General features: G+C 72.3%; 26 protein-coding genes. 13 read left to right on the forward strand and 13 right to left on the reverse strand.

Annotation, left to right across the window (positions count from 1 at the left end; genetic code table 11):
- Positions 1-2 precede the first annotated feature (2 nt).
- The gene (locus AC2YHB_RS09430; RefSeq protein WP_036541503.1) at positions 3-1,232 is read right to left on the reverse strand and encodes a toxic anion resistance protein; all 1,230 of its coding nucleotides are present in this window, start codon (positions 1,230-1,232) and stop codon (positions 3-5) included.
- Between the two features lie 40 nt (positions 1,233-1,272).
- The gene (gene yczE / locus AC2YHB_RS09435; protein WP_179647638.1) at positions 1,273-1,965 is read right to left on the reverse strand and encodes a membrane protein YczE; all 693 of its coding nucleotides are present in this window, start codon (positions 1,963-1,965) and stop codon (positions 1,273-1,275) included.
- A 61-nt stretch (positions 1,966-2,026) separates the two neighbouring features.
- On the opposite strand from yczE, the gene yczR reads away from it, so the two are divergent.
- Entirely contained in the window at positions 2,027-3,487 is a 1,461-nt protein-coding gene (yczR, locus tag AC2YHB_RS09440) for a MocR-like transcription factor YczR (RefSeq protein ID WP_179647639.1), read from the forward strand.
- Positions 3,488-3,490: 3 nt separating this feature from the next.
- On the opposite strand, the gene serA is transcribed toward yczR, so the two are convergent.
- The 4 genes from serA to efeU form a co-directional block, all read right to left on the reverse strand.
- The gene (serA, locus tag AC2YHB_RS09445) at positions 3,491-5,080 is read right to left on the reverse strand and encodes a phosphoglycerate dehydrogenase (protein ID WP_179647640.1); all 1,590 of its coding nucleotides are present in this window, start codon (positions 5,078-5,080) and stop codon (positions 3,491-3,493) included.
- Positions 5,081-5,201: 121 nt separating this feature from the next.
- Positions 5,202-6,476 (reverse strand): iron uptake transporter deferrochelatase/peroxidase subunit, encoded by a 1,275-nt coding sequence (gene efeB, locus AC2YHB_RS09450; protein ID WP_179651918.1) that lies wholly within the window; start codon positions 6,474-6,476, stop codon positions 5,202-5,204.
- A complete protein-coding gene (gene efeO / locus AC2YHB_RS09455; protein WP_179647641.1) occupies positions 6,473-7,669 on the reverse strand; it encodes an iron uptake system protein EfeO in 1,197 nt (398 codons plus the stop codon). The genes efeB and efeO overlap by 4 nt, the downstream gene beginning before the upstream one ends.
- Positions 7,670-7,686: 17 nt before the next feature.
- A complete protein-coding gene (efeU, locus tag AC2YHB_RS09460) occupies positions 7,687-8,541 on the reverse strand; it encodes an iron uptake transporter permease EfeU (protein ID WP_036541492.1) in 855 nt (284 codons plus the stop codon).
- Between the two features lie 83 nt (positions 8,542-8,624).
- On the opposite strand from efeU, the gene AC2YHB_RS09465 reads away from it, so the two are divergent.
- From AC2YHB_RS09465 to AC2YHB_RS09490, 6 genes are all read left to right on the forward strand, one after another.
- Positions 8,625-9,368, forward strand: coding sequence for a DUF4129 domain-containing protein (locus tag AC2YHB_RS09465; RefSeq protein ID WP_179647642.1), 744 nt, complete (start codon positions 8,625-8,627; stop codon positions 9,366-9,368).
- Positions 9,365-9,748 carry a hypothetical protein gene (locus AC2YHB_RS09470; RefSeq protein WP_179647643.1) on the forward strand — a complete coding sequence of 128 codons (384 nt, stop codon included), beginning with the start codon at positions 9,365-9,367 and terminating at the stop codon, positions 9,746-9,748. The genes AC2YHB_RS09465 and AC2YHB_RS09470 overlap by 4 nt, the downstream gene beginning before the upstream one ends.
- A complete protein-coding gene (locus AC2YHB_RS09475; RefSeq protein WP_242530290.1) occupies positions 9,745-10,728 on the forward strand; it encodes an AAA family ATPase in 984 nt (327 codons plus the stop codon). Before AC2YHB_RS09470 ends, AC2YHB_RS09475 begins: the two co-directional genes overlap by 4 nt.
- A 5-nt stretch (positions 10,729-10,733) precedes the next feature.
- Positions 10,734-12,023 (forward strand): DUF58 domain-containing protein, encoded by a 1,290-nt coding sequence (locus AC2YHB_RS09480; RefSeq protein ID WP_179647644.1) that lies wholly within the window; start codon positions 10,734-10,736, stop codon positions 12,021-12,023.
- Positions 12,020-12,553 carry a hypothetical protein gene (locus tag AC2YHB_RS09485; RefSeq protein ID WP_179647645.1) on the forward strand — a complete coding sequence of 178 codons (534 nt, stop codon included), beginning with the start codon at positions 12,020-12,022 and terminating at the stop codon, positions 12,551-12,553. Before AC2YHB_RS09480 ends, AC2YHB_RS09485 begins: the two co-directional genes overlap by 4 nt.
- Before the next feature lie 83 nt (positions 12,554-12,636).
- Positions 12,637-13,089 (forward strand): MaoC family dehydratase, encoded by a 453-nt coding sequence (locus tag AC2YHB_RS09490; protein ID WP_036541482.1) that lies wholly within the window; start codon positions 12,637-12,639, stop codon positions 13,087-13,089.
- Positions 13,090-13,174: 85 nt separating this feature from the next.
- Here AC2YHB_RS09490 and AC2YHB_RS09495 read toward each other — a convergent pair whose 3' ends face one another.
- Positions 13,175-13,819 (reverse strand): DsbA family oxidoreductase, encoded by a 645-nt coding sequence (locus AC2YHB_RS09495; RefSeq protein WP_179647646.1) that lies wholly within the window; start codon positions 13,817-13,819, stop codon positions 13,175-13,177.
- 121 nt (positions 13,820-13,940) lie between these two features.
- Between AC2YHB_RS09495 and AC2YHB_RS09500 the strand changes: the two genes are divergently transcribed.
- From AC2YHB_RS09500 to AC2YHB_RS09520, 5 genes are all read left to right on the forward strand, one after another.
- Positions 13,941-14,867 carry an ABC transporter ATP-binding protein gene (locus AC2YHB_RS09500; RefSeq protein ID WP_036541476.1) on the forward strand — a complete coding sequence of 309 codons (927 nt, stop codon included), beginning with the start codon at positions 13,941-13,943 and terminating at the stop codon, positions 14,865-14,867.
- Positions 14,864-15,685 (forward strand): ABC transporter permease subunit, encoded by an 822-nt coding sequence (locus tag AC2YHB_RS09505; protein WP_036541474.1) that lies wholly within the window; start codon positions 14,864-14,866, stop codon positions 15,683-15,685. The genes AC2YHB_RS09500 and AC2YHB_RS09505 overlap by 4 nt, the downstream gene beginning before the upstream one ends.
- Before the next feature lie 3 nt (positions 15,686-15,688).
- On the forward strand, positions 15,689-16,513 hold the full coding sequence (locus AC2YHB_RS09510; protein WP_179647647.1) for an ABC-2 transporter permease: 825 nt from the start codon (positions 15,689-15,691) through the stop codon (positions 16,511-16,513).
- 136 nt (positions 16,514-16,649) lie between these two features.
- Positions 16,650-19,529, forward strand: a complete 2,880-nt coding sequence (locus AC2YHB_RS09515; RefSeq protein ID WP_487353807.1) for a PKD domain-containing protein — start codon at positions 16,650-16,652, stop codon at positions 19,527-19,529.
- A gap of 60 nt (positions 19,530-19,589) precedes the next feature.
- Complete coding sequence (locus AC2YHB_RS09520; RefSeq protein ID WP_036541468.1) at positions 19,590-20,024, forward strand: EamA family transporter; 435 nt, start codon at positions 19,590-19,592, stop codon at positions 20,022-20,024.
- Here the strand turns inward: AC2YHB_RS09520 and AC2YHB_RS09525 are convergent.
- On the reverse strand, positions 20,014-20,289 hold the full coding sequence (locus tag AC2YHB_RS09525; protein WP_242530291.1) for a helix-turn-helix domain-containing protein: 276 nt from the start codon (positions 20,287-20,289) through the stop codon (positions 20,014-20,016). The genes AC2YHB_RS09520 and AC2YHB_RS09525 overlap by 11 nt on opposite strands.
- Before the next feature lie 173 nt (positions 20,290-20,462).
- On the opposite strand from AC2YHB_RS09525, the gene AC2YHB_RS09530 reads away from it, so the two are divergent.
- Positions 20,463-20,831, forward strand: coding sequence for a DUF6907 domain-containing protein (locus tag AC2YHB_RS09530; RefSeq protein ID WP_036541466.1), 369 nt, complete (start codon positions 20,463-20,465; stop codon positions 20,829-20,831).
- 70 nt (positions 20,832-20,901) lie between these two features.
- Here AC2YHB_RS09530 and ilvC read toward each other — a convergent pair whose 3' ends face one another.
- From ilvC to surE, 5 genes are all read right to left on the reverse strand, one after another.
- Positions 20,902-21,927: a ketol-acid reductoisomerase gene (gene ilvC / locus AC2YHB_RS09535; RefSeq protein WP_036541464.1), complete on the reverse strand. Its 1,026-nt coding sequence runs from the start codon at positions 21,925-21,927 to the stop codon at positions 20,902-20,904.
- Between the two features lie 34 nt (positions 21,928-21,961).
- Positions 21,962-22,501: an acetolactate synthase small subunit gene (gene ilvN, locus AC2YHB_RS09540; RefSeq protein ID WP_036541462.1), complete on the reverse strand. Its 540-nt coding sequence runs from the start codon at positions 22,499-22,501 to the stop codon at positions 21,962-21,964.
- Complete coding sequence (locus tag AC2YHB_RS09545) at positions 22,501-24,261, reverse strand: acetolactate synthase large subunit (protein WP_242530292.1); 1,761 nt, start codon at positions 24,259-24,261, stop codon at positions 22,501-22,503. Before AC2YHB_RS09545 ends, ilvN begins: the two co-directional genes overlap by 1 nt.
- Positions 24,262-24,498: 237 nt before the next feature.
- Entirely contained in the window at positions 24,499-25,365 is an 867-nt protein-coding gene (locus tag AC2YHB_RS09550) for a CHAD domain-containing protein (protein WP_179647650.1), read from the reverse strand.
- A gap of 60 nt (positions 25,366-25,425) precedes the next feature.
- On the reverse strand, positions 25,426-26,334 hold a 909-nt coding region (surE, locus tag AC2YHB_RS09555; protein WP_487353808.1), incomplete at its 5' end, for a 5'/3'-nucleotidase SurE.

The following is a 26,334-nucleotide window of genomic DNA, read 5'->3' on the forward strand; positions in this document are numbered from 1 at the left end:
GCTCAGCCGATGTCCAGCGTGCCGGCGGCATTGCGCGCGTCGTGCTGCTGGACCCGGTCGAGGTACGCCTTGGACTTCTGGACCTCGTTCTCGAGGACGCCGATGGTGGTCGACATGTTGTCGAGCGCCTTGAGCTTGAACTCGTCGATCGAGTCCATCGTGGCGTAGATGTTGGCGAAGGCGGCCTGGAGCTGCTCGATGCCGATCGTCGACGACGCCGCCTGCTCCTGGATGCGCGCGGAGTTGTCCTTGAGCATCTCGGAGGTGCGCTGGATCATCGCCGAGGTCGTCGTGTTGAGCGCCGTGATCTGGTCGAGGACCAGCTTCTGGTTGCTCAGTGCTTGGGCGACGATGACCGCGGTCCGCAGGGCGGAGATCGTGGTCGTGGTGGCCCGGTCGACACCCTTGATGAGCTCGATGTTGTTCTTGATGATGATGTCGATCGCCAGGTAGGCCTGGATCGACACCGCGAGCTGGGTGAGCAGGTCCTGGTGCTTCTGGCGGACGTAGAACAGCACGTCCTGCGAGAGCGTCTTGGCCGTCTCCGGGTCGCTGAGCTCGAGCTCGGCGATCTTCGCGGACAGCTTGGCATCGAGCTTCTCGGCGACGTAGATGTACTGGTTGAGGCGTCCCATGACCGACCAGAGGTTGGTCTTCTCGAGGTTGAGCGCCACGTTGTCCTTGGTCAGCTCGTCCTGGCCGCTGCGCAGCGAGTGCAGGATGCCGTTGAGCTGGGTCTGCGAGGACTGGTACTTGCGGAAGTAGTCCTCGATCTTGTCGTTGAAGGGCAGCTTGTTCCACCACTTCTTCGCGCCGGTGGCCTGGCCCGGGTCGAGGTCCTCGACCGTACGACGGAGGTCGAGCAGCGTCTTGCCGACGGTGGAGCCCTCGGACAGACCGCCCGCCTTGAGCGCGCTGACCGGCTTGTCGAGCATCCGGTTGGACGTCTCGGCGGCCTTGCGGATGTCGGCGTCGCCCATGGTGCGGACGTTCTCCGCCTGCGCCGCGAACTCCGGGCTGCCGGCCTTCGTCGAGGTCAGCGAGGTGAGGAAGTTGTCGACCTTCGCGTCGAGCTCGGGCACCATCGCCGCCTCGACCTGCGGCGCCATCTTCGGCGCCTGGGTCTCGACGACGGGCGCGGCCGGCTCGGGCGCGGTGAGTGTGAGGGCAGGCTCGGGGGGTGCGAGCGGGCTGGGCTCGGGAGCGGGTGCCTGGGAACCATCGGTGGTCATGGCCCCGAGCCTATCCACGGAACCCACCCTTCATGCAGGGTCAGCGCAGAAGTTCAGGGTCCGCCTCAGGGATGCCACCGACCCGGCCGAGCGGGCCCAGATCGACGAGGAACCACGGCATCATCCACTGGGCGATCGGCCCGATGGCGAGCGCGTAGGCGACCGTGCCGACGCCGAGCGTGCCGCCCAGGAGCAGGCCGATCACGACGACGGCGACCTCGAGGGCGGTGCGCACCAGCCGGATCGAGAGACCGGTACGACGGGCGAGGCCGGTCATCAGGCCGTCCCGGGGTCCGCGGCCGAGCTGGGCGCCGATGTAGAGCGCGGTGGCCAGTCCGCAGAGCACGATGCCGCCGACCATCAGCGCCACCCGGGCGGCCATCGCGTGCGGGGCGTCGAGCACGGCGAGCGTGAGGTCGGCGGAGAGACCGACCACGATCGCGTTGGAGATCGTGGCGATGCCGGGCTTCTCCCGCAGCGGGATCCAGAGCACGAGCACCACGAAGCTGAAGAGGACCACCGCCTGGCCCAGCGTGATCGGCACGTGGCGGATGAACCCGGAGTGCAGCACGTCCCAGGGAGCCAGGCCGATGTCGCCGCGCACCATGAGGGCGAGGCTGGCGCCGTACAGGAAGAGGCCGACGTAGAGCTGGACGAGACGGCGCGGCAGGCGGCCGGCACGGAGCTGGGTGATCGGGCCGAGGTCGGCGAGCTGCACGGTCGAGCTGGACATGGGACCAGCCTGTCCGGGATTGGACTGTTTCCAAATAGCCAATCATGAGAGAGTGGCCTGTATGAGCCAGACCACCTTGACCGCCGCACGGCTGGCGGCCCTCGTCGACGGCTTCGACCGCTCCCCCGCGTACGCCGGCCTCGCCGACGCCCTGCGCGAGCTGATCGGCGACGGCCGGATCGGCTACGGCACCCGCCTGCCCAGCGAGCGCGACCTGACCGAGGCGCTCGGCGTCTCGCGGACCACCGTGACCCGCGCCTACGCCCGGCTCCGCGACACCGCCTACGCCGAGGCCCGGCAGGGGTCGGGGACCTTCACCCGCCTGCCCGGCGGTCGCACCCGGGCGCTGGACCGGGCCCTGTGGCCCAGCGACGTCGGCAACGGCGTCATCGACCTGGTCTGCGCGGCCGCCACCGCTCCGCCCGGCATCGCCGCGCTGTACGCCGAGGCCGCCGCCGAGCTGCCCGCCCACCTCGGCAGCCACGGGTACTTCCCCGCCGGCATGCCCGCCCTGCAGGCCGCGATCGCCGCGAGGTACGACGCCCGGGGGCTGCCGACCGATCCCGACCAGGTGATCGTGACGCCCGGCGCGCTGGCCGCGACCGCCGTGGTCGGCGCCGCACTCGCGGGTCCGCGTGACCGGGTGCTGATGGAGTCGCCGACCTACCCCAACGCGGTGCAGGCGCTGCGCAGCGGCGGTGGGCGGCTCGCGACGACCACCCTCGACCCGCTGGGCTGGGACCTCGACGCGATCGGCGCGGCACTCGCGCGACACCGGCCGCGCCTGGTGCACCTGATGCCCGACTTCCACAACCCGACGGGGCTGGTGATGTCGGAGCCGGACCGCGCGGCCTATGCCCGGCTCCTGGCCCGCCACGACGCCATCGCCGTCGTCGACGAGGCCCACCACCTGCTCCACCTGGACGAGGATCCCGCGTTCGTCGCGCGGCGCCCGTTCGCGTCGTACAGCAAGGACGCGATCTGCGTGGGCAGCGCCAGCAAGAGCGTGTGGGGCGGACTGCGGCTCGGCTGGATCCGTGCACCGCACGCGCTCGTCGACCGGCTCACCCGCGCCCGCGTCGGGCTGGACCTGGGGGCGCCGGTGCTCGAGCAGCTGGTCCTCACCCGGCTGCTCACCAGCAGCATGGACGACGTCGTGGCGATCCAGCGCACCCGCCTGCGCGAGCAGCGCGACGCCCTCGCCGGCGCACTGGCCGAGCGCCTCCCCGACTGGGAGTTCCGGATGCCGGCCGGCGGGATGGCGCTGTGGTGCCGCCTGCCCGCGAGCGGGGCGACCGCACTGTCGACCGAGGCCGAGCGGCACGGCGTACTGCTGGCTCCCGGGCCGTCCTTCGCACCGGAGGGTGGCCTGGACCGCTACCTGCGGATCCCGTACGCGATCGCGGCGCCCCAGCTCGTCGAGGCCGTGGACCGGATCGCCGACGCCTGGGCCGTCGTCAGCAGCGGGCGGACGGGGTCGCCCACGCCGCCGTCAGGCAGCGAACCGGTCCTCGTCGCCTGACGGTCAGAGGATGTCGACGGCGTGGATCGAGGTGGCCTCGATGGCGGCCTCGATCTCGGCGAGGGTCTCGCCCGGGATCGCGGAGTCGACGGACAGCGCCACCAGCGCCTCGCCGCCCTTGGTCTCGCGGGACACCTGCATGCCGGCGATGTTGACCTGCGCCTGGCCGAGGATCTGGCCGACGGTGCCGACCATGCCGGGCCGGTCGACGTAGGTGAAGAACGCGAGGTGGTCGGTCGGCTCGATGTCGATGTCGTAGCCGTTGACCTCGACGAGCCGCTCGCGCTGGTGGATGCCGACCAGCGTGCCGCTGACGGACACCTGGGTGCCGTCGGCGAGGGTGCCGCGCAGCGTGATCAGGTTGCGGTGGTCGGGGCTGTCGCTGTCCGTGACGAGGCGTACGGCGACGCCGCGCTCGGCCGAGAGCAGGGGCGCGTTGACGTAGGAGACCTGGTCCTCGACGACGCTGCTGAACACGCCCTTGAGGGCCGCGAGCTCGAGCACCTTGACGTCCTGCTCGGCGATCTCGCCGCGGACCTCGACATCGAGGCTCTGCGCGACCTCGCCGGCCACGGCCGTGAAGATCTGGCCGAGCCGCTCGGTGAGCGGGATGCCGGGGCGCACGTCCTCGGCGATGACGCCGCCCTGGACGTTGACCGCGTCGGGGACGAGCTCGCCGGACAGCGCGAGGCGCACCGACTTCGCGACGGCGATGCCGGCCTTCTCCTGGGCCTCGTCGGTCGAGGCCCCCAGGTGCGGCGTGGCGACGACGTTCTCCAGCTCGAAGAGCGGGCTGTCGGTGCAGGGCTCCTTGGCGAACACGTCGAGGCCGGCTGCGCCGATGCGACCGGTCTTGAGGGCGTCGTACAGGGCCGCCTCGTCGACGATGCCGCCCCGGGCGGCGTTGACGAGCACCAGCTGCGGCCGCGCCTTCGCGAGCTGCTCGGCACCGATCAGGCCGACCGTCTCGGGCGTCTTCGGCAGGTGGACCGACATGAAGTCGGACTCGGCCATGAGGGTGTCGAGGTCGACCAGGCGCACGCCCATCTGCGCGGCGCGGCCGGGCTGCACGTAGGGGTCGTAGGCGATGACGTTCATGCCGAAGGCGGCGAGGCGCTGGGCGACGAGGACGCCGATCCGGCCGAGGCCGACGATGCCGACGGTCTTCTCGAAGAGCTCGATGCCGGTGTACTTCGAGCGCTTCCACTCACCGTTGCGCAGCGCGGCGTGCGCCGGCGAGACGTGGCGGGCGGCGGCGAGCATCAGCGCGACGGCGAGCTCGGCGGCGGACACGATGTTGGAGGTCGGGGCGTTGACGACCATCACGCCGGACTGGGTCGCCGCCTTCACGTCGACGTTGTCGAGCCCGACCCCCGCGCGGGCGATCACCTTGAGCCGCTTGGCCGCCGCAAGCGCCTCGGCGTCGACCTTGGTCGCCGAGCGGACGAGGATCGCGTCGACGTCGGCGATCGCGGGCAGCAGCTCCGCACGGTCGGCACCGTTGCAGTGCCGGATCTCGAAGTCCGGGCCGAGCGCCTCGACGGTGGCGGGGCTGAGCTCTTCGGCAATGAGGACGACGGGGCGATCAGTCACAGCGGTGTCCTTCGCGGGAACGTGCGGGTGGAGACGTGCACGACGCTGTGCGCGCTCGCCACAGTACCCCCACGGGGAGCGTGTTTCTAACTTGTGAACACGGAGTGGTCAGGCCCCGTGATCACGCGAAGAGCGCCTGGCCGACCCACTCCCCCTCGGCCACTCCGGGGGGTACGGCGAACAGTGCCTGGCCGGTGAATCGGAGGTACTCCATGAGCGCGTCGTTCCTCGACATCGCCCGCTGCAGCGGGATGAAGTGCGTGCGCGGGTCGCGCAGGTAGGCGATGAAGAACAGCCCCGCGTCGAGGCCACCGACGTCGTTGCTGCCGTCGACGAAGTTGTAGCCGCGGCGCAGGATCCGGACGCCGTCGTTGGCGTCGGGGTGCACGACGCGGACGTGCGCGTCGGTCGGGATGATCGGCCCGTTCGAGCCCGACATCGCGAAGTCCGGCTCGGTGAACTCCTCGCCGCCCGACAGGGGCGCGCCGGAGCCCTTGGTGCGCCCGACGAACTGCTCCTGCGACTCGAGCGGCTGCCGGTCCCAGACCTCGATGGTCATGTTGATCCGGCGGGTCACCAGGTACGAGCCGCCGGCGAGCCAGCCGGCCCTCGGGTCGTCCTCGGCGCCGACCCAGACGTGCTCGTCGAGGGCGGCGGTCTCCTCCGCCTTGATGTTGGCCGTGCCGTCCTTGAACCCGAAGAGGTTGCGCGGCGTCGACTGGCTGGTCGAGGTCGTCGAGGTCCGGCCGAATCCCAGCTGCGACCAGCGCACGGCCGTCGTACCGAACCCGATGCGGACCAGGTTGCGGATCGCGTGGACGGCGACCTGCGGGTCGTCCGCGCAGGCCTGGATGCAGATGTCGCCGTCGCTGCGGGCCGGGTCGAGGACGTCGGCGGAGAAGCGCGGCAGCTGCTCGAGCGCCTCCGGGCGGCGGTCGGCGATGCCGAACCTGTCCTTGCCGTCGGCGTCGACGAACAGCCCCGGGCCGAAGCCGAAGGTGATGGTGAGCCCGCTCGGCGGCAGGTCGAGCGCCTCGCCGGTGTCGTCGGGTGGCACGTTGCCGGGGCCGTCGACGGCGCCGACGGGGCCTGCGGACTCGCCGTTCGTCATCCGCGCAGCTGCCTCGGTCCATGCCTTCAGCAGCGCGACCAGCTCGTCGCGGTCGTCGGTGGTGACGTCGAGCGCGACGAAGTGCAGCCGGTCCTGGGCGGGCGTGACGATGCCGGCCTGCCGCTCGCCGTGGAAGGGGTACGACGCCACCGGGCCCGCGACCGGAGTGGTCTCGGGAGCGGTGAGGCGTCCGGCGGCGAACGCGCCGGCGACCCCGGCGGCGGCCGCGCCCCCGCCGAGGAGGCCGCGCCGGCTGAGCCGGGCCGGGCCGCCTGCCGCGGTCAGGACGTCACCGCCGGCGTGAGCCTGGAGAGCGGCTCGGAGAGCGCGTTGACGGCGTCGGAGAGGGCCTTGACCTCGTCCTTCGACAGCTCGGTGTAGGACACGAAGCCGTCGCCCGACCGGTGCTGGTCGAGCAGCTCCTGCAGGGCGCCGAACTTGGCGTCGAGCTCGTCGGCGAGCGCGGCGTCCTTGGTCGCGAGCAGCGGCTTCACGCCCTCGTAGGCGACGCGGGCGCCGTCGACGTTGGCCTGGAAGTCCCACAGGTCGGTGTGCGACCAGGCCTCCTCCTCGCCGGTGATCTTGCCGGTGGCGACCTCCTCGAGCAGGCCGATCGAGCCGTTGGCGATCGCGTCGATCGGGTAGGTCAGCGCGTCCTTGCCGGTGGCGTGGATGCGCCGGTCGAGCTCGGTCGTGTTCGCGAGCAGGTCGTCGGCGTAGGTCGCGCGCTGCTGCGGGGTGAGCACCCGGTAGCCCGTGGCGTCCTGCGGCCACAGGTCCTTCTCGATGCGGTGCCAGCCGGTCCACTTCTCGCCGGCCGCGAAGTCGACGTCGGCCTCACGCGCGTCGGTCTTCGGGTCGAGGTCGCCGAAGGACTCCGCGACGGTCTCGATGCGCTCCCAGTGCTCGCGCGCCTTCGGGTAGAGCGCGCGCGCCTCGTCGTCCTTGCCGTCCTTGTAGAGCTGGACGAACTCCTTCGTCCGGAGCAGCAGCTGGTCGGACTGGTCCTGCACGTAGGAGCGGTAGTTGGCCTGCGCCTGGTCGATCAGCTCCTGGTCGGAGGCGCTGACCCCGGCCTCGTCGTCGGAGTGGCTGACCGCGAACTTCGCGCGGATGCCCTCGCCGACCATGCCCGGCTTGCAGGCGGTGAAGTAGTCGCCCTCGGGCGCGTTGACCGTGAGCTTCTTGGTCAGGTTGGGACCGATGTTCTCGACCTCGCCGACGATCCGCAGTCCGTCGCTGCCGAGCAGGTAGAACTCGGTCACGTCGCTGCCGGTGTTGGTGACGTCGAAGGTCAGCGTGCCCGCGGGGGCCTCGACCGCGGACAGCTCGCACGCGACGTCGCTCGACGTGACCGTCACGGCGCGGGCGTCGCCGCCCTTGTCGCCGTCCGAGGAGGCGTTCTCGGTGCACGCCGCGAGGGCGGGTACGACGGCCAGCGTGGCCACCGAGGCGAGGAGGGTCGTGCGGATGCGCATGGAGGGGTGCTCCTGGTTCAGGACGCCGCGGGCGTCGGACGAGAGGTGGGGATCCGGGTGCGGAACAGGAAGAGGAGGCCGACCGGCACGACGTACACGACCCAGGCGAGGGCCTCGAGCCTCGTCGTGGCGGGCGAGAAGTTGAAGACGCCCTTGAGGAGCGTGCCGTACCAGGACGACGGCGGGATCACGTCGGAGACGTCGAAGGCCAGGCTGTGCAGGCCCGGCAGGATCCCGGCCTCCTGCAGGTCGTGGATGCCGTAGGCCAGGACGCCGCCGGCGACGACGATCAGGAAGGCGCCGGTCCAGGTGAAGAAGGCGGTCAGGTTGAGCCGCACCGCTCCCCGGTAGATCAGGTGGCCGAGGAGGACCGCGACGAGGATGCCGAGCAGGGCGCCGACGAGCGGCTCCCAGGTGGGCGTCACCGAGCCGGCTGCGTCGCGGGTGCCGGCCTGGGTGGCGGCCCACAGGAAGAGCGCGGTCTCCAGGCCCTCGCGCCCGACCGCGAGCATCGCGACGAGGGCGAGCGACCACCGGCCGGCGTCGGCGGCCCGGTCGACCTGGCCGCGCAGCTCCGCGCCGAGCCCGCGCGCGGCGGTGGACATCCAGAAGATCATCCAGGTCACGAACGCGACGGCGACCAGCGACAGCGTCCCGCCGATGGCCTCCTGGGCCTCGAAGGTGAGCCCACGGGGACCGAAGGTCAGCGCGGCGCCGAAGGCGAGCGCGACCCCGACGGCCAGGCCGACTCCGGCCCAGATCCGCGGCAGCAGCTCCCGGCGCCCGGACTTGACCAGGTAGGCCACCAGGATGCTGACCACCAGCGCGGCCTCGAGGCCTTCGCGCAGTCCGATCAGGAAGTTGGCGAGCACGGTTCGCCAATGTACGCCGTTTGCTTAGCCTCACCTAACCGGGGTCCATTTCCGATGGCACCGGATGCGCGTAGCCTCCCGTCATGGGGAAGGGGTCGCGCGACCTCGAACGACCGGGCCTCCTGCTCGCCGGGGCCCTGGTCCTCCTGCTGTGCGTGCTGGCGACCGCGTCCGGGCAGGGCGTCGACTGGCCGGTCCTCGAGTCGGACCCGCCCTCGGTGTCCGAGGGCGAGCGGCCGACCGACGACATCACCGGCGAGCGGGGCGGCGAGCCCGAGGAGGCGGACCACGACCGGGACCGGTCCGGCGACGGCGACGGCCTGCTGCTGCCGGGCCGCGCCGCCGCGGTCGCGCTGGTCGTCGCGCTCGGCCTGGTGCTCGCCGCCGTGCTCGTCCGGCTGCGCTTCTCGCTGCGCCACCGCCGGCGCCGGGACGGCCGCCCCGCGGCCGGCCTCCTCCTCGACCCGGTCGAGCCCGAGACGCTCGACGACGCCGACGCGCTGGCCGAGGCGCTGGCCGAGGGCATCGCCGACCTGGACGCCGGAACCGCGCGCAACGGCATCGTCGCGGCCTGGCTCCGGCTCGAGGCCGCCACCGAGTCCGAGCGCTTCCACCGCGATCCCGCCGACACCCCGGCCGAGTTCGTGGCGCACGTGCTGGCGTCGTACGACCTCGATGGCGGGGCGATCGACCGCCTCGCCGTGCTCTACCGCGAGGCGCGCTTCTCGCAGCACGCCCTCGGGGAGGCCCAGCGGTCCGAGGCCGCGGCCTGCCTGGCCACCCTGCTGCGGGGCCTGCCCGCAGCGCGACGGAGGAACGTCCGATGACCCTCGCCCTGATCGCTGCCGTCGTCGCGACCGCGACCCTCGTCGTCCTCGCCCTCGTGCTCGCCGGGGAGGTCCCGGAGATCGTGTGGCCCGACGAGGAGCCGCTGCACGTGCGCGACGACCGGGCCCACGACCTGCAGCTCACCCACCTCGCCCGGCTGGTAGCCGCCCAGGACCCGACCGCCCTCCATGCCGAGGTGGTCGAGGTCGTCGACCAGCTCCTGGGTACGACGGCCGTCCTCGCGGGTCCTGCGGGGATCGCCCCGCGCTCGGCCCTGCCCGGGGAGGTGCGCCGCTTCCTCGACCGGCCACCCCTCGACTCCCCCGACCGCTACCGCCGGCAGCTCGCCGGCGTTCTCGACCGGCTGGAGGAGCTGTGAGCGCGCCGGTGGTCCCCGCGACGACGCCGGCCGAGGCGTCGGCGATCGCCCAGCGGGTCCTGGACGAGGTCGAGACGGCGATCGTCGGCAAGCGGCCCGCCCTCACCCTCGTGCTCAGTGCGATCGTCGCCGGCGGCCACGTGCTGCTCGAGGACTTCCCGGGCCTCGGCAAGACGCTGGCCGCGCGGTCCTTCGCGCAGGCGCTGGGCCTGGACTTCAAGCGGGCGCAGTTCACGCCGGACCTGCTCCCGGCCGACCTCACCGGCTCGTTCATCTACGACCAGCGGGAGGCGGCGTTCACGTTCCGGCCCGGCCCGCTGTTCACCGGCCTGCTGCTCGCCGACGAGATCAACCGCACCCCGCCGAAGACGCAGGCCGCGCTGCTCGAGGCGATGCAGGAGCGGCAGGTCACCGTCGAGGGCGAGACCTTCCCGCTGGCGGCGCCCTTCCACGTGCTCGCCACGGCCAACCCGGTCGAGTACGAGGGCACCTATCCCCTGCCCGAGGCCCAGCTCGACCGCTTCCTGCTCCGGGTCGAGCTCGGCTACCCGGGCGCCGACGAGGAGTGGGAGGTGCTGCGCCGCCGGCTCGAGCGCGGACGTGAGGAGGTCGCCGTCCGTCAGGTCGTCGACGCGGCCGGACTGCTCGGCGTGCAGCAGGCGGTCGAGTCGGTGACGGTCGACCCGGACGTGGGCCGCTACTGCGTGGCCCTGGCCGCCGCGACCCGTACCCACCACCACACGCTCGTGGGCTCCTCACCCCGCGGCGGGCTCGCCCTGCTCCTGGTCTCCCGCGCGCACGCGGTGGTCGCCGGCCGCGACTTCGTGACCCCCGAGGACGTCAAGGCGGTGGCGGTGCCGGCGCTCGCCCACCGGATCACGATCCGTCCCGAGCTCTGGATGAGCGACGTCACCGGGCGCTCCGTCGTGGAGTCCGTCCTCGGCCACGTCCCGGCGCCGTCGGCGCGGGAACGACGGTGAGCACCATGGGTTGGCACCCCACCCACGCCCACCTGCGGGCGGTGACCCTCGGCTTCGGCCTGCTCCTCGTCGGCATCGTGCTCGGCCGGATCGACCTCGTCGTGCTGGCGACCCCGCTGCTGCTGGTCGCGCTCGCCGGCGCCGCGTCCCGCCCGCGCGTCGTACCCGCCGTGGCGGCGACCGGCGGCTCGCTCGCCGTGCACGAGGGCGAGGACCTGCTCTGGTCGGCGACCGTCGAGGACCTGCCGCCCGGCGGCGTGGTCGCCGCCCACCACCCCGGCCAGCGCTGGCTCGAGGTGGAGCCCGCGGACGGCCTCCTCGTGCCGGAGGAGGGCGGGGTCGCGCGGGCGGAGATCGGGCTCCGCCCGGTCCGGTGGGGCCGGCGCACGCTGGGCGCCCCCGCCGTCACCGCGTACGACGCCTGGGCGGCCTGGCGCTGGGTGGCGGACCGCCCGCAGCCGCTCCGGCTGACGGTCCTGCCGTCGAAGGAGCAGGTCGACACGACCGCTCCCGCACCCCACCCGAACGGGCTGGTCGGGCAGGAGCGGGCCGGCCGTCCGGGCGAGGGCACCGAGTTCGCGAAGGTGCGCCCGTTCGAGCCGGGCGACCGGCTGCGGCGGATCCACTGGGCGGCCTCGGCCCGCACCGGGACGCTCCACGTGACGGCGACGCACGCCGACGAGGACGCCCACGTCGTGCTGCTGGTCGACGCGGTCAACGACGTGGGCGCGAGCGAGGGCATCACGGGCGCCCGCAGCAGCATGGACCTCGCCGTGCGCGCGGCGGCGGTGCTGGCCGAGCACTTCCTGCGCCGGGGCGACCGGGTCGGGCTGCGGGTGTTCGGCGACTGGCGGGTCAGCTTCCTGCCCTCGTCGTCGGGCCGCCACCAGCTGCGACGGCTGCTCGACACGCTCGCCCTGGTGGAGCCCGGCACGGCCCGTGGCGAGGACGCGCTCGCGGCCCGCCAGGGTCTCGGCGCGGGCACCCTGGCGATCCTGTTGTCCCCACTGATCGAGCCCGCGTCGACCCAGCAGGTCGCCATGCTGACCAGTGCCGGCATCGACGTGGTCGTCGTCGACACGCTGCCGGCCGAGCTGGCGAGCGGCGCCGGCCCCGGCGGCACGCCCGAGGAGCGGCTGGCCTGGCGGCTGCGGATGCTGCAGCGCCGCGTCGAGCGCGACCGGATGGCGTCGCTGGGCATCCCGGTCGTCACCTGGGCCGGTCCGCACAGCATCGACCGCGTCCTGCGCGACCTCACCCGGCGCTCGTCGACGCCACGCATGGTGCGGCGATGAGCGGCCTGCAGGTCACCGTCCGCGACCGCCGGGGTCGCTGGGTCGCCACCCTGTCCCCCGCCGCCGTCGGCCGTTGGCTCCTCGTGGTCGGGCCGATGCTCGCGGTCGTGGTCGCCGTCGCGACCGCCGCACCCGACAGCCCGTGGTGGCCGGCCGCGGTCGTCGGGCTGCTCGCGCTCGGGTCCGCCGAGCTGCCCGACAGTCCTGCTCCCCTGCTCACCCTGGGCGTCGCCGCGGCATGGTGGGTGGCCGCCGTCCCCGACCCGACGGGCGGTCCCGTCCTCGTCGTGGCCGTGGCCTTCCTCGTCTTCCACACGACGACCGCGTACGCCGCCTCGGGCCCGCCCGGCCGCACGGCGGACCGCCGGGTCGTGCGCGCCGTGGTCTCCCGGACGACGCCGATCGGGGCGGCGACCCTCGCCGTCGGGGTGCTCGCGGTCGCGGCGGAGGGGACGGACGTCGTACCGGGGGCGGTGGTGGTGGCGCTGCTCGCCCTGGCCGCACTGGCGTGGCTGACGACCAGGCAGTGAGACCCGGCGGGCCCCGGTGCGCGGCGGTCCCGGTGACTACTAGGGTCGGATCCAGCGAGCTTCACGGGACGAAGGAGTCAGGCATGCGGGTGTTCACGACGTTCGAGGAGGTCGCCGAGGCGGCCGGCACCGATCTCGGCACGAGCGAGTGGGTGACCATCGACCAGCGCCGGGTGAACCAGTTCGCCGACGCGACCGGCGACCACCAGTGGATCCACGTCGACATGGAGCGCGCCAAGGAAGGCCCCTTCGGGGGGACCATCGCCCACGGCTACCTGACCCTGTCGCTGGTGCCGTGGCTCGGCAGCCAGGTCTTCACGCTGCGCACCCCGGGCGCCAAGCTCAACTACGGCGTCAACAAGGTCCGCTTCCCCCACCCGCTGCTGGTGGGCAAGCGGATCCGCCTGCACGTGAAGATGGGCGAGGTCGTCGACATCCCCAGCGGCAAGCAGCTCACCGTGCAGCACACGATCGAGATCGAGGGCGAGGACAAGCCCGCCTGTGTCGCGGAGACGGTCGTCCTGCTGCTGCCCTGACGCTGCATGAATCCCCGGTCGACCGGGTATTCATGCACTTGTCAGGCGTTGCAACACCCGACAAGTGCATGAGCTGCCGGACGAGTCAGGCGTCGGCCCGGCTGCTCCAAGCCTGCTCGAGCGCCTGCTCGAACAGCTCGGTCGGCTGCGCGCCGGAGATCCCGAAGCGTCCGTCGATGACGAAGAAGGGCACGCCGGACGAGCCGTAGGCGCGCGCCTGCGCGACGTCGGCCATGACCTCGTCGCGGTACTCGTCGCCGGCCAGCACCTCGTCGACCCGGCCCGCGTCGAGACCGGCCTCGGCCGCCGCCTTGCGGAGCACGTCGTGGTCGCCGAGCGACTCACCACGGGTGAAGTACGCCGCCAGCACCTGCTCCATCAGCTCGTGCTGCCGGCCCTCCGCCTCGGCCAGGTGCAGCAGCCGGTGGGCGGTGAGGGTGCGGGCGTGCAGGGCGTCGGCGTGCGCGAAGGTGAGCCCCTCGCCGGCGGCGACCTCGTCCGCGCGCGCCATCATGGCGCGGGTGCCGGCCTCGTCGGCGCCGAACTTCCGGCCCAGCACGGTCACCGTCGACTCGGTGCCGACCTCGGGGGCGAAGGGGTCCAGCTCGTAGGAGCGGTAGACGACCTCCACCTCGTCCGCGTGCTCGAACCCGGCGACCGCCTTCTCCAGGCGTCGCTTGCCGATGTAGCACCACGGACAGACGACGTCGGCCCAGATCTCGATACGCACGAGGGGTGCAACGCGTCGTACCCCTGAATGCTTCCCCTGACCCGCCTCAGGGTCGGCTCAGGGGTCGGTCAAGGGATCTGCCCGAAGCGCCCGAGGCCTGCTCCCGGCGAGGCTTCGGGCCATGATCACAGTCGAGTCGCTCTCCAAGACCTACGGCAGCTTCACCGCTGTCGACAACGTGTCGTTCACCGCCGCGCCGGGCCGGGTCACCGGCTTCCTCGGCCCCAACGGTGCCGGCAAGTCCACCACCATGCGGGTCATGGTCGGACTGACCAACCCGGGCAGCGGCGAGGTCCGCGTCCTGGGCCGTCGGTTCCGCGACCTGCCCGACCCGGGCCGCGAGGTCGGCGTGCTGCTGGACGCCTCCGCCCAGCACGCGGGCCGCACCGGTCGCGAGATCCTCACCATCGCCGCCCTGACGATGGGCCTGCCGCGCACCCGCGTGGACGAGATGCTCGAGCGGGTCAGCCTCACGCCCGACGAGGCCAGCCGCCGCGTGCGCAACTACTCCCTCGGCATGCGCCAGCGGCTCGGCATCGGCACCGCGCTGATGGGCGACCCCGAGGTGCTCATCCTCGACGAGCCGGCCAACGGCCTCGACCCGGCCGGCATCCGCTGGATGCGCGACCTGCTGCGCGACTTCGCCGACCAGGGCGGCACGGTGCTCCTGTCGAGCCACCTGCTGCACGAGATCGAGGTCATCGCCGACGACATCGTCGTCATCGGCAACGGCCGGATCGTCGCCCAGGGCACCAAGGACGAGCTGCTGGCCGGCGCCGGCACCCTCGTTCGCTCCGCCGACGGTACGGCGCTCGCGGGCGCCCTCCAGGCCGCCGGCATCACCGCCCGGCCGAGCTCGGGCGGCGCCGTCCTCGCCGAGGCCGACCTGACCCGGGTCGGCCAGGCCGCCTTCGCGGCCGGCATCGCCGTCACCGAGCTGCGCGCCGCCGACGGCGCCGGCCTCGAGGAGATGTTCCTCGCGCTGACCGCCGAGAGCCAGCGCGACACCGTGAACCACGCCTCGACCACCGAAGGAGCAGCAGCATGAGCGCCACCACCCTCGAGCAGGCCTCCGCAGCCGTCGTACCCGCTGCGGCGCGGACGCGTCCGGCGCCGGCCGCCACGCCGTTCCGCCGCGTCGTGGGCGTCGAGCTCCGCAAGATGTTCGACACCCGCTCCGGCTTCTGGCTGATGGCCAGCATCGTGATCGCCTCGGTGATCGCGACCACCCTGACCGTCCTCCTGGGCGACCGGGACTCCCTGACCTTCGACTCGTTCGCGGCCGCCGTCGGCAGCCCGATGTCGATCGTCCTCCCGGTGATCGGCGTGCTCGCCGTGACCAGCGAGTGGAGCCAGCGCACGTCGCTGACGACCTTCACCCTGGTGCCCAGCCGGCCGCGGGTGCTCGCCGCCAAGCTGCTCAACACCCTCGCCATCGGCGCGCTCGGCATGCTCGTCGCGCTCGCGGTCGGCGCAGCCGGCAACCTGATCACCTCGGCGATCACCGGTGTCGACGCCCAGTGGGACATCTCCGCCGGAACCTTCGCCCAGATCGTGCTGGCCAACGAGCTCGGCATGCTGCTCGGCTTCGCGCTGGGCCTGCTGTTCCGCAACTCCCCCGCCGCGATCGTCGGCTACTTCGTGACCGCGCTGGTCCTGCCCGGGCTGACCAGCGCCCTCGCGTCCACCCAGCAGTGGTGGGCGGACAACGGCGCGTGGTTCGACCTGAACCAGACCCGCTTCCTCCTCTTCGACTCGACCCTCACCGGCCAGGAGTGGGCGCAGCTCGCCGTCACCTCGGCGCTGTGGATCGTGCTCCCGCTGCTCGTCGGCCTGCGCCTGGTGCTGCGGTCCGAGGTGAAGTGAGCCATGACCGCCACCACCGTCGAGACGGGCACGGGCAGGGGCGCCGGCCAGGCCGCCCCCGCCCGTGCCGTCCCCGCCGCGACCCCGTTCCGCCGCGTGCTCCACGTCGAGCTGCGCAAGATGTTCGACACCCGCTCGGGGCTCTGGCTGATGGTGGGCGTCGCGGCCCTCTCGGTCATCGCGACCGTCGCCGTGATCCTGTTCGCCCCCGATGACCAGATCACCTACGAGAGCTTCGCGACGGCCATCGGCCTGCCGCTCTCGGTCATCCTGCCGATGATCGCCATCCTCGGGATCACGAGCGAGTGGAGCCAGCGCAGCGGACTGACGACGTTCACCCTGGTCCCGAGCCGGGGCCGGGTGATCGGCGCCAAGGCCGCCGCGACCCTCCTGGTCGGCGTGGTGTCGATGGCCGTCGCGTTCGCGGTCGGTGCCCTCGGCAACCTGGCGGGCTCGGCCGTGGCCGGCGTCGACACCGTCTGGAACGTCTCGCTCGGCGCCGTGCCGCAGATCGTGCTCGGCAACCTCGTCGGGATGGCGGTCGGCTTCGCGCTCGGCGTCGTGCTCCGCAGCTCCCCGGCCGCGATCGTCGGCTACTTCGTCGTGTCGTTCGTGATGCCGGGCATCCTCGTGCTGCTGGCCGAGGTGCGCGAGTGGTTCGCGGACCTCCAGCCGTGGGTCGACTGGAACACCAGCCAGGTCACGCTCTTCGACGGAGCCACGGACACGGCGCGGGAGTGGGCGATGCTAGGGACCACCTCGGCCATCTGGATCGTGCTGCCCCTCGTCGTGGGCGGGTTGTTCGTGCGCCGCTCCGAGGTGAAGTAGGACGCGACGTCGACGGCTCGTTCCCGCACTCGTGCCGGGGGCGAGCCGTCGGCGTTCTTGCCCGAAATGGGTGAGTCGCCGGAGGTCGAATGGTGCGACTCTCGACTCGTCTCGGCCGAGTCAATGGGGGGCACCTGTGCGTCATCCACACCGTCGGACCCTGAGCGTCGTCCTCGCCGCGGCACTGGCCGCCGCCGCCCTCACCGCGGCGGCCGCCGGCCCACCGGCCGGGGCGCAGCCGGCCCACCAGCGACTGATCCCGTCCGCGGTCCCGGCCACCACACCCAACATCCTCGACGGCCGGATCCTCGCGATCGCCGAGGTCGGGCGCAAGGTGTTCGTCGGGGGGACGTTCACCATCGCCCAGAACCCCGGCACGAGCGCGCAGCTCCCCACGCCGTACCTCCTCGCCTACGACCGGCTCACCGGCACCCTCGACCAGACCTTCGCACCGGCGCTCGACGGCAGCGTCAACGCGCTGGTGCCGTCGGCGGACGGAAGCGCCCTGTACGTCGCCGGGACCTTCAAGCTCGCCGGTACGACGAAGGTCCGCAACATCATCAAGATCGACACGTCCACCGGCGCCCTGGTGACGGCGTTCCGCAACCCCAGCCCCAACGGCAGCGTGCTGGACATCGCACTGGTCGGCAACCGGCTGCTGCTCGCCGGCAGCTTCACGACCGTGGCGACCCTGCCCCGCGCCGGGCTCGCGTCCCTGGACGCGACCACGGGGGCCGTCGACGACTACCTGAGGATCGCGGTCGACACCAACCACAACTGGCCCTCGGGCACGGCGAAGGCGCCGGTCGGCGTCGCGAAGCTCGCCGCGAGCCCGGACGGCACCCGGCTGGCCGCGATCGGCAACTTCAAGCACGCCGACGGGCTGGACCGCGACCAGGTGATGCTGGTCAACCTGGGGCCGGACAGCGCCACGGTCGCCCCGGACTGGAAGACGCTGCGCTACACGCCGGCGTGCCAGAAGAATGCCTTCGACTCCTACGTCCGCGACGTCGACTTCTCCCCCGACGGCTCCTACTTCGTGGTGGCGTCGAGCGGCGCCGGCTACAACGGCACGCTGTGCGACTCGGCCGCTCGCTTCGACGTCGCGGTGACGGGCCAGGACGTGCAACCGGTCTGGCAGGCCGCGACCGGCCAGGACTCGCTGCTCTCGGTGTCGGTCGCCGACAACGCGGTCTACGTCGGCGGTCACCAGAAGTGGCTGAACGCGATCCAGAGCGGCGCCGACGAGCAGGCCGGTCAGGTGCCGCGGCCCGGCCTGGCCGCGCTCGACCCGGACAACGGCATCCCGCTGACGTGGAACCCCGGCCGCAACCCCACGGGCGTGGGGGCCGAGGAGCTGCTGGCCACTGACAACGGCATCTACGTGGGCAGCGACACCGAGTACATCGGCGACGGACTCTACCGCCGTGCCCGGCTCGCCTTCTTCCCCGTCGACGGGGGCAGCGCGCCCGTCTCGATCGCCGATCCGGTTCTCCCGCGCAGCCTCTACCGGCTGTCCGGTACGACGGTCACCACGCGGGCCTTCACCGGCACGACGGCCACCACGCCGACGACCGTCCCGACCACCGGCGGCGCGAACTGGAACAGCGTCCGTGGTGCGTTCATGGTCGGCACCAAGCTGGTGTACGGCGCCAACGACAACAAGCTGCACTACCGGACCTTCGACGGCTCGGCCTTCGGTCCGGACACCGTGATCGACCCCTACAACGACCCGGTGTGGAGCAACGTGACGCTCAGCGGCGGGACCCGCACCTACCGCGGCCGGGTGCCCACGTTGTACGGCCAGCTGTCGGGCGTCACCGGAATGGCCTACGCCCAGCACCGGCTGTACTACACGCGCTCGGGGCAGAGCAAGATCTTCTGGCGGTGGTTCTCCCCCGACAGCCTGATCGTGGGCGCCCAGGAGTTCAGCGTCCCCTCCTCCGCCTTCCCGGTGCTGCGCGACGTGCGCAACCTCTTCTACGCGGACGGACGGCTCTGGGCGGGGATGACCACCAACGACCTGTGGAGCATGCCGGTGACGAACGGCATCGCGAGTGGCGGCTGGACGCGGATCAGCGGCGGCGGCATCGACACCAACCCGCAATGGTCCTCGGGCACGATGTTCCTCGGCCCGTTGACGAACGAGCTGCCCACGTCGTCGTTCACGACCACCTGCGCGGGCCAGACGTGCGCCTTCGACGGCCGCGCCTCGACCGACGCCGACGGCACCGTCGTCGGCTGGTCCTGGGACTTCGGCGACGGCACCACGGCGACCGGGCCGCAGCCGAGCCACCTCTACACCGCGGCGGGGACCTACCAGGTCACCCTCACCGTGACCGACGAGAGGGGCGGCACGGGGTCCTCGGCCCAGCCCGTCGTGATCGAGGGCACGACCAGCCCGGTGGCGTTCCGCGACTCGACCGGCAAGGTCACCAATGCGACGAGCATCGTGTCCCCGATCCCGGCGACGGCCCAGGCCGGCGACGGGCTCGTCGCGGTGGTCTCGACCGCGACGACCACGGTGCCGGCGGCGCCGGCCGGGTGGACCCAGGTGGGCCAGGCGGCGACGACCGACTCCATGACGACCGTGGTCTGGCAACGGGTCGCTGCCGCCGACGACGCGGGGCGCAATGTCACCGTGGCCTTCGGCGCGACCGCCGTCAAGGCCACCCTGACGGTGCTCGCGTACTCCGGCACCGACCCCGGCGGCCCCGTCGCCGCGCTCGCCGGCGCAGCCGAGACGACCGCCACGACGGCCCATCGCAGTCCGACGGTCACCACTCCCGGTGGCTGGGTGGTCACCGTGTGGTCCGACCGCTCGTCCGCGACGACCACCTTCGCGGAACCGGCCGGCTCGAGCGTGCGCCAGCGCCTGATCGGCGTCGGTGGCGGGCACGTCGACCAGCTCGTCGTCGACACCGGCGGCCCCGTCGCGGCAGGACAGTACGGCGACCAGGTGGCCTCGACCGACGCCGCCGCCAAGGGGTCGAGCGTCGTCATCGCCCTGCACTGACTGCCCGGCCGGTGCCGTCCTGTGTCCCCACGACGGCATCGGCCCGGGTAGCGTCGGGACATGGAGCTGACCTCGGCGTGGTGGTTCTGGGCCCTGCTCTCGGCCGTCTTCGCGGCCCTCACGGCGATCTTCGCCAAGGTCGGCGTGAAGGAGATCGACTCCGACGTCGCGACCTTCGTTCGCACGGTCGTGATCCTCGTGACCCTCGGCCTGATCCTGCTGGCGCTCGGGAAGTTCCACTCCCCCGGCGAGGTCGGCGGCCGCACCTGGCTCTTCCTGGTGCTGTCGGGCCTGGCCACGGGCGCGTCGTGGATCTGCTACTTCCGGGCGCTCAAGGTCGGCGACGCCTCGTTGGTGGCGCCGGTCGACAAGCTCAGCGTCGTGCTGGTCGCGGTCTTCGGCGTGACGCTGCTCGGGGAGCGGCTCTCGCTCCTGCAGTGGGGCGGGATCGCCCTGGTCGGCGCCGGTGCGGTGCTGCTGGTGGTCAGCGGCTGACGTCGGGCTGGAAGTCCGGCAGCAGGTCGACGATCGGCACCTCGAGCACCTGGCTCAGCGACACCAGGGTCAGCAGCTGCGGGTTCATCGGCGTGCCCGGGCGCGACTCGCCCTTCTCGAACTTCTGGTAGGTGAAGCCCGCGATGCCGGCGAGATGCGCGACCCGCTCCTGGCTGAGGCCCTTCGCGAGCCGGGCCCGCTGCAGGTTCACCCCGAGCTCGCGCGCGTAGGCCTGCCAGCTGTCGTCCGCACGCTTGCCCGCCACGCCCACCATCATCCACGTATGACCACCCGGAAGGGACCATACTCGTATGCTAATCGGACAACTGGCTGCCTGCCGACGACCTGTGGACGACGGCCCCGGCGACGGGTGCATGCGTCGGGCGCGGGTCCTAGGGTCCGGCTGACGGAGCAAGGGACATCTCGGGGGTGAGGCGCATGACCGGTGGCGACGGCGTGCGGGCGGCAGCACAGGCGGGCCGCCCGCCCTGGCCCGACGGGCGCTGCCCACCGTGGTGCACCCGCGAGCACGCCGCCGACGACCACCCCGAGGACCGCTACCACCAGAGCGAGCCGGCGCTGCTGCCGGTCGTCGCGGGCCCCGCCGACACGGTGCCGGTCACGGCCTCCCTGCGGCCGCTCACCCTCGTGGTGCGCGCCGGCCGCCATGACGCCGACGACCGCACCTGGCTGGTCGTCGAGGCGACGGAGGCCGCCCGGCCCCGCATGGTGCTGACCGTCGAGGGGGCCCGGGCGCTGGCGGAAGCCCTCCTGGCCCAGCTCGACGCCGTCGGCGTCGACGGGTGAGACGGGTGAGACGCGGACGCCCCCGGATCCACACGGGATCCGGGGGCGTCGGGCGTCGTACGACGGAAGGTCAGCGCGCGGCCGAGCCCTCCGTGTAGTCGTCGTCGGTCTGCTTCCACGAGAAGTGGGCGCGCAGGGCCTTGCCCGTCGCCTCGATCGGGTGGGCGGCCTCCTCCTCGCGGAGCTTGAGGAACTCCGTTCCACCGTTGTCCTGGTCGCCGATGAACCGCTCGGCGAAGGCCCCGCTCTGGATGTCGGCCAGGACCGCCTGCATCGACTCCTTGACGGCGGGCGTCACGACGCGCGGGCCGGAGACGTAGTCGCCGTACTCCGCGGTGTCGGAGACCGACCAGCGCTGCTTGGCGATGCCGCCCTCCCACATGAGGTCGACGATCAGCTTGAGCTCGTGGAGCACCTCGAAGTAGGCGATCTCCGGCTGGTAGCCCGCCTCGGTGAGGACCTCGAAGCCGGCCTGGACCAGGTGCGAGACGCCACCGCAGAGGACGGCCTGCTCACCGAACAGGTCGGTCTCGGTCTCCTCGGTGAAGGTGGTCTTGATGACGCCGGCGCGGGTGCCGCCGATCGCCTTCGCGTAGGACTTCGCGAGGTCCCAGGCGGTGCCCGAGGCGTCCTGCTCGACGGCGATGATGTCCGGGATGCCGCGGCCGGCGACGTACTCGCGGCGCACCGTGTGGCCGGGGGCCTTCGGGGCGACCATGATCACGTCGACGCCCTCGGGCGCCTTGATGTAGCCGAAGCGGATGTTGAAGCCGTGGCCGAAGACGAGGGTGTCGCCCTCGGTCAGCGCCGGCGCGATGTCGTCGGCGTACAGCTTCCGCTGGTGCTGGTCGGGGGCGAGGATGACGATGACGTCGGCCTCCTCCGCGGCGTCGCGCGGGGTCAGGACGCGCAGGCCCTGCTCCTCGGCCTTGGCGCGGCTCTTCGAGCCCTCCTTGAGGCCGACGCGGACGTCGACGCCGGAGTCGCGCAGGTTGAGCGCGTGGGCGTGGCCCTGGCTGCCGTAACCGATGACCGCGACGTTCTTGCCCTGGATGAGGGACAGGTCGGCGTCGTCGTCGTAGAAAATCTCAGCCACGTCGGGCTTCTCCTTGCTGGTTGGGTTGGGGATTTCAGGCGTTGGCGGCAGGCGGGACCGGTACGGCGACGGGCTTGCCCCGCTCCGAGATGGAGCGCGACCCGCGGCCGATGGCCACCATGCCGGACTGCACGAGCTCGCGGATGCCGAAGGGCTCGAGCACGCGCAGGAAGTCGCTGATCTTGTCGGCGTTGCCGACGACCTGCATCGTGATCGCGTCGGAGGCGACGTCGATCACCTTGGCGCGGAACAGCTGGACGACGTCGAGCACCTGGCTGCGGTTCTCGGCGGTGGCGCCGACCTTGACCAGGACCAGCTCGCGGTTGACCGAGGCGGCCGGGTCGAGCTCGACGATCTTGATCACCTCGACCAGCTTGTTGAGCTGCTTGGTGACCTGCTCGAGCGGCGAGGAGTCGACGTTGACGACGATCGTCATCCGCGAGATCTCCTCGTGCTCGGTCGGGCCGACCGCGAGCGAGGTGATGTTGAAGCCGCGACGGCTGAACAGTGCGGAGATCCGCGCCAGGACGCCGGGCTTGTCCTCGACGAGGACGGACAGGGTGTGCTGGGCCATCAGAGGTCGTCCTCGTCGAACTGGGGCGCGAGGTCGCGCGCGTACTTGATGTCGTCGTTGCTGGTGCCGGCGGCGACCATCGGCCACACCATGGCGTCACGGTGGACCCGGAAGTCCACGACGACCGGGACGTCGTTGATCTCCATCGCCTTGGCGATGGTCGCGTCGACGTCGTCGGGCGACTCGCAGGCCAGGCCGACGCAGCCGTAGGCGTCGGCCAGCTTCACGAAGTCGGGGATCCGCTTCGACTGCAGGTCGGTGTTGGAGTAGCGGCTGTTGTAGAACAGCGTCTGCCACTGGCGCACCATGCCGAGCGACTCGTTGTTGATGACCGCGACCTTGATCGGGATGTTGTTGATCGCGCAGGTGGCGAGCTCCTGGTTGGTCATCTGGAAGCAGCCGTCGCCGTCGACCGCCCACACCGTCTGGTCGGGCATCGCGACCTTGGCGCCCATCGCGCCGGGGACGGCGAAGCCCATGGTGCCGAGGCCACCGGAGTTGATCCAGGTGTTCGGCTTCTCGTAGCTCACGAACTGGGCCGCCCACATCTGGTGCTGGCCGACGCCCGCGGTGTAGATGGTGTTGTCGCCGGAGATCACGCCGAGGCGCTCGATGACGTACTGCGGGGAGAGGCCGCCGTCGGTGGGCGTCTCGTAGCCGAGCGGGTACTTCTTCTTCACCCCGGCGCAGAACGCGACCCAGCCCTCGTAGTCGCCCGTGTTGCCGGCCTCCTGCTCGGTGCGCAGGGTCGTGATCAGGTCGACGAGGACCTCACGCACGTCGCCCACGATCGGGACGTCGGCGTAGCGGTTCTTGCCGATCTCGGCCGGGTCGATGTCGGCGTGGATCACCTTCGCGCCGGGCGCGAAGGAGTCGAGGTTGCCGGTCACGCGGTCGTCGAAGCGGGCGCCGAGGCTGATGATCAGGTCGCTCTTCTGCAGCGCGGCCACGGCAGCCACGGTGCCGTGCATCCCCGGCATGCCGAGGTGCTGCGGGTGGCTGTCGGGGAACGCGCCGCGCGCCATCAGCGTGGTGATCACCGGGATGCCGGTGAGCTCGGCGAGGGTCGCCAGCTCCCTGGCCGCGCCGGAGCGGATGGTGCCGCCGCCGACGTACAGGACGGGCTTGCGGGACTCGAGGATCAGCCGGGCCGCCTCGCGGATCTGCTTGGCGTGCGGCCGGGTCACCGGGCGGTAGCCGGGGAGGGTGACCTCGGTCGGCCAGGCGTACGACGTCGTCGCCTGCAGTGCCGACTTGGTGACGTCGACGAGTACCGGGCCGGGGCGACCGGTCGAGGCGATGTGGAAGGCCTCGGCGATCTTGACCGGGATCTCCGCCGGGTCGGTGACGAGGAAGTTGTGCTTGGTGATCGGCATCGTGATGCCGCGGATGTCCGCCTCCTGGAAGGCGTCCGTGCCGATCATCGAGGCACCGACCTGGCCGGTGATCGCGACCATCGGGACCGAGTCCATGTGCGCGTCGGCGATCGGGGTGACCAGGTTGGTCGCCCCCGGGCCGGAGGTCGCCATGCAGACGCCCACGCGGCCCGACGCCGAGGCGTAGCCCTGCGCGGCGTGGCCGGCGCCCTGCTCGTGGCGTACGAGGATGTGCCGGATGCTGCTGTCCATCAGCGGGTCGTAGGCCGGGAGGATCGCGCCTCCCGGGATGCCGAAGATGTCCGTGACACCTGCCGCCTCGAGCGACCGGACCAGGCTCTGCGCGCCGGTCATCGTCTCGCCCGAGCCCTGCTGCTCAGTCATCCGACTCATTCCTGTCTCTGCTGCTTGCCGGCCTGCGCCGGCGGGGGTGTGGTTCGTCGTACAAACAAAAACCCCTCTGTTGCGGAGGCAACGAGGGGTGGGACGCGACGTCTGACGAGGTCAGGCGGCGCGTCCGGTGCGTACGAGAAGCTGCTGATGCATGCGCCCACCGTACGCCGCCCCGGTCGTGCCGTCGAATAACGTAGCGCCCCCGTCCCAGATACCAAGACGCGCGTCTCATGGAATGACCTCGGCACGGAGTGCGGAGAGGGTCTCGTCGAGCCCCGCGAGGGCCTCGGCAGCGAGCTTCTCGGCGTGCCCGGCGACCAGCTCGTACGACGCCCGGTCGGCGCGGTCGGCCTGCCCGGCCGCGCACCGGCGCACGTGCTCGGCCAGCAGCAGGGCGTCGCGGTGGTCGCCGAGCGCGCCCTGGACCCGGTGCCCGAGCCCGCCGAGCACCCGCAGGGAGCCGTCGACGTCGACGGAGGCGACCGCGTCGGCCGTGTGCCGCAGCCGCCGGCCGGCCTTGCGGAGGCCGTGCCGGGCCTCCTCGACCCCCTCGGCAGCGACGACGGCGTCGGCGCGGGCCAGCACCCGGCGGGCCTGGCGGCGTACGGCCTTCGTCGCCACGCCGGCCGCGGGCCGGCGGGCGCGGCGGGCCAGGGCCGGTGACTCGGTCCAGGTGGCGAGCAGTGCGTCGAGCGCCCGCACGCCGGGGCCGGCGTGCCAGCCGACCAGTGCGGCGTGGGCGGCGGCGTGACGGACGAGCAGGGGGCCGACCAGCGCCTCGCCGAGCGCGTCGCCCCGCGCGTCGGCCAGTCCGAGGGCGTCGAGCGCGGCGGTCACGTCGGCGGCCCGGACCTCCAGGTCACGGCACTCCCCCAGCAGGTCGCCGTACGACGCCAGGGCGGCCGCGAGCTCCGCCGACCGGTCCGGGTCGAAGCAGCGGCGGAAGGCGGCGAGCACGTTCCGCAGGCGTCGTACCGTCGTGCGGAGCTGGTGCACCGCGTCGGGCTCGTCGGACAACGCTCCTGCGCGCCGGGCCGTCAGGTCCGCGGCGAGGCGGCCGATCTCTGCGGCGAGCAGCTCCCCAGCCGTGGTCACTGCCCCATCCTCCCATCCGGACACGACGTCCCGGACGGGGCAGTGACCCCGGGGTCCTTGCTACTTCAGCGAGCCGATGACCAGCGACACCTGGATCGGCATCGGGCGGCCCCAGTCACCGTCGAGCGCCGTCACCGGGATGTCGTTGCGGGCCAGCGCCGTCGTGTCGGCGTTGCGCCGGGTCTCGGTGGCGGGCGCGCCGGCCACCAGGCGGTAGGTGCCACCGGTCGCGGGGACGTCGTCGAGGAAGGTGAGGCCCAGGTCGCTGCTGTAGCCGACATCGGCCTGGACGGCCTTGCCGAGCGTCTCACCGGCCCCGACGAAGGGGTGGTTGACGTTGAGGACGAGGCCGGCCGTCAGCGCGTTGCGCTTGCGCAGCGCGGTGACCAGCTTGACCGCGAAGTCGGCGGTCGCGGCGAAGGGCACGTTCGGGATCTGGGCCAGGTCGCGCGGCGCCTCGGCGCTGAACGCGATCGCCGGGACGCCGTACTCGTGCGCGGTGACGACCGCGCCGACCGTGCCGGAGTGGTTGAGCGTGGCGCCGATGTTCTGCCCGAAGTTCGTGCCGGAGAGGACGAGGTCCGGGCCGGCGGGCCAGTAGTTGGCGGCGAAGCGCTTGAGCGCGATGTTGACCGCGTCGGCCGGGGAACCGGACGGCGTCGTCGAGGAGCAGGGAGCGGCGGCGACGCAGACGCCGAAGACCGCACCGGCGCTCGGGCTGCCGGCGCAGTCGCCCGCGTACGCCGCCGGCGGCGTGACGGCCTGGACGGTCATCGAGACCGGGGCGAAGCCGGGCGAGGTCATCCGTGCGCCGGCGCCGCTCTGCTGCGACCACGGCGCCACGACGAGCACGTCGGCTCCCGCGGCACACAGCGCCTTGCGCAGCACGTACAGGCCCTTGCCGTCGGTGCCGTAGCCCGCGTCCAGGCCGCGCGCGCTGTCGTCGTTGGTGAGCAGCACCTTGAGCCC

It is taken from the genome of Nocardioides sp. SRI_004, from assembly GCF_057586415.1.

Coding starts and splice junctions, on each gene's coding strand:
- AC2YHB_RS09505 (WP_036541474.1), top strand. CDS start 14,864: ATGAGCGCCACCACCCTCGAGCAGGCCTCCGCAGCCGTCGTACCCGCT.
- ilvN (WP_036541462.1), bottom strand. CDS start 22,501: ATGGCCCAGCACACCCTGTCCGTCCTCGTCGAGGACAAGCCCGGCGTC.
- AC2YHB_RS09530 (WP_036541466.1), top strand. CDS start 20,463: ATGACCGGTGGCGACGGCGTGCGGGCGGCAGCACAGGCGGGCCGCCCG.
- AC2YHB_RS09465 (WP_179647642.1), top strand. CDS start 8,625: ATGGGGAAGGGGTCGCGCGACCTCGAACGACCGGGCCTCCTGCTCGCC.
- AC2YHB_RS09510 (WP_179647647.1), top strand. CDS start 15,689: ATGACCGCCACCACCGTCGAGACGGGCACGGGCAGGGGCGCCGGCCAG.
- AC2YHB_RS09490 (WP_036541482.1), top strand. CDS start 12,637: ATGCGGGTGTTCACGACGTTCGAGGAGGTCGCCGAGGCGGCCGGCACC.
- AC2YHB_RS09545 (WP_242530292.1), bottom strand. CDS start 24,261: ATGACTGAGCAGCAGGGCTCGGGCGAGACGATGACCGGCGCGCAGAGC.
- AC2YHB_RS09480 (WP_179647644.1), top strand. CDS start 10,734: ATGGGTTGGCACCCCACCCACGCCCACCTGCGGGCGGTGACCCTCGGC.
- AC2YHB_RS09500 (WP_036541476.1), top strand. CDS start 13,941: ATGATCACAGTCGAGTCGCTCTCCAAGACCTACGGCAGCTTCACCGCT.
- AC2YHB_RS09520 (WP_036541468.1), top strand. CDS start 19,590: ATGGAGCTGACCTCGGCGTGGTGGTTCTGGGCCCTGCTCTCGGCCGTC.
- AC2YHB_RS09430 (WP_036541503.1), bottom strand. CDS start 1,232: ATGACCACCGATGGTTCCCAGGCACCCGCTCCCGAGCCCAGCCCGCTC.
- AC2YHB_RS09470 (WP_179647643.1), top strand. CDS start 9,365: ATGACCCTCGCCCTGATCGCTGCCGTCGTCGCGACCGCGACCCTCGTC.
- yczE (WP_179647638.1), bottom strand. CDS start 1,965: ATGTCCAGCTCGACCGTGCAGCTCGCCGACCTCGGCCCGATCACCCAG.
- AC2YHB_RS09485 (WP_179647645.1), top strand. CDS start 12,020: ATGAGCGGCCTGCAGGTCACCGTCCGCGACCGCCGGGGTCGCTGGGTC.
- efeO (WP_179647641.1), bottom strand. CDS start 7,669: ATGCGCATCCGCACGACCCTCCTCGCCTCGGTGGCCACGCTGGCCGTC.
- yczR (WP_179647639.1), top strand. CDS start 2,027: ATGAGCCAGACCACCTTGACCGCCGCACGGCTGGCGGCCCTCGTCGAC.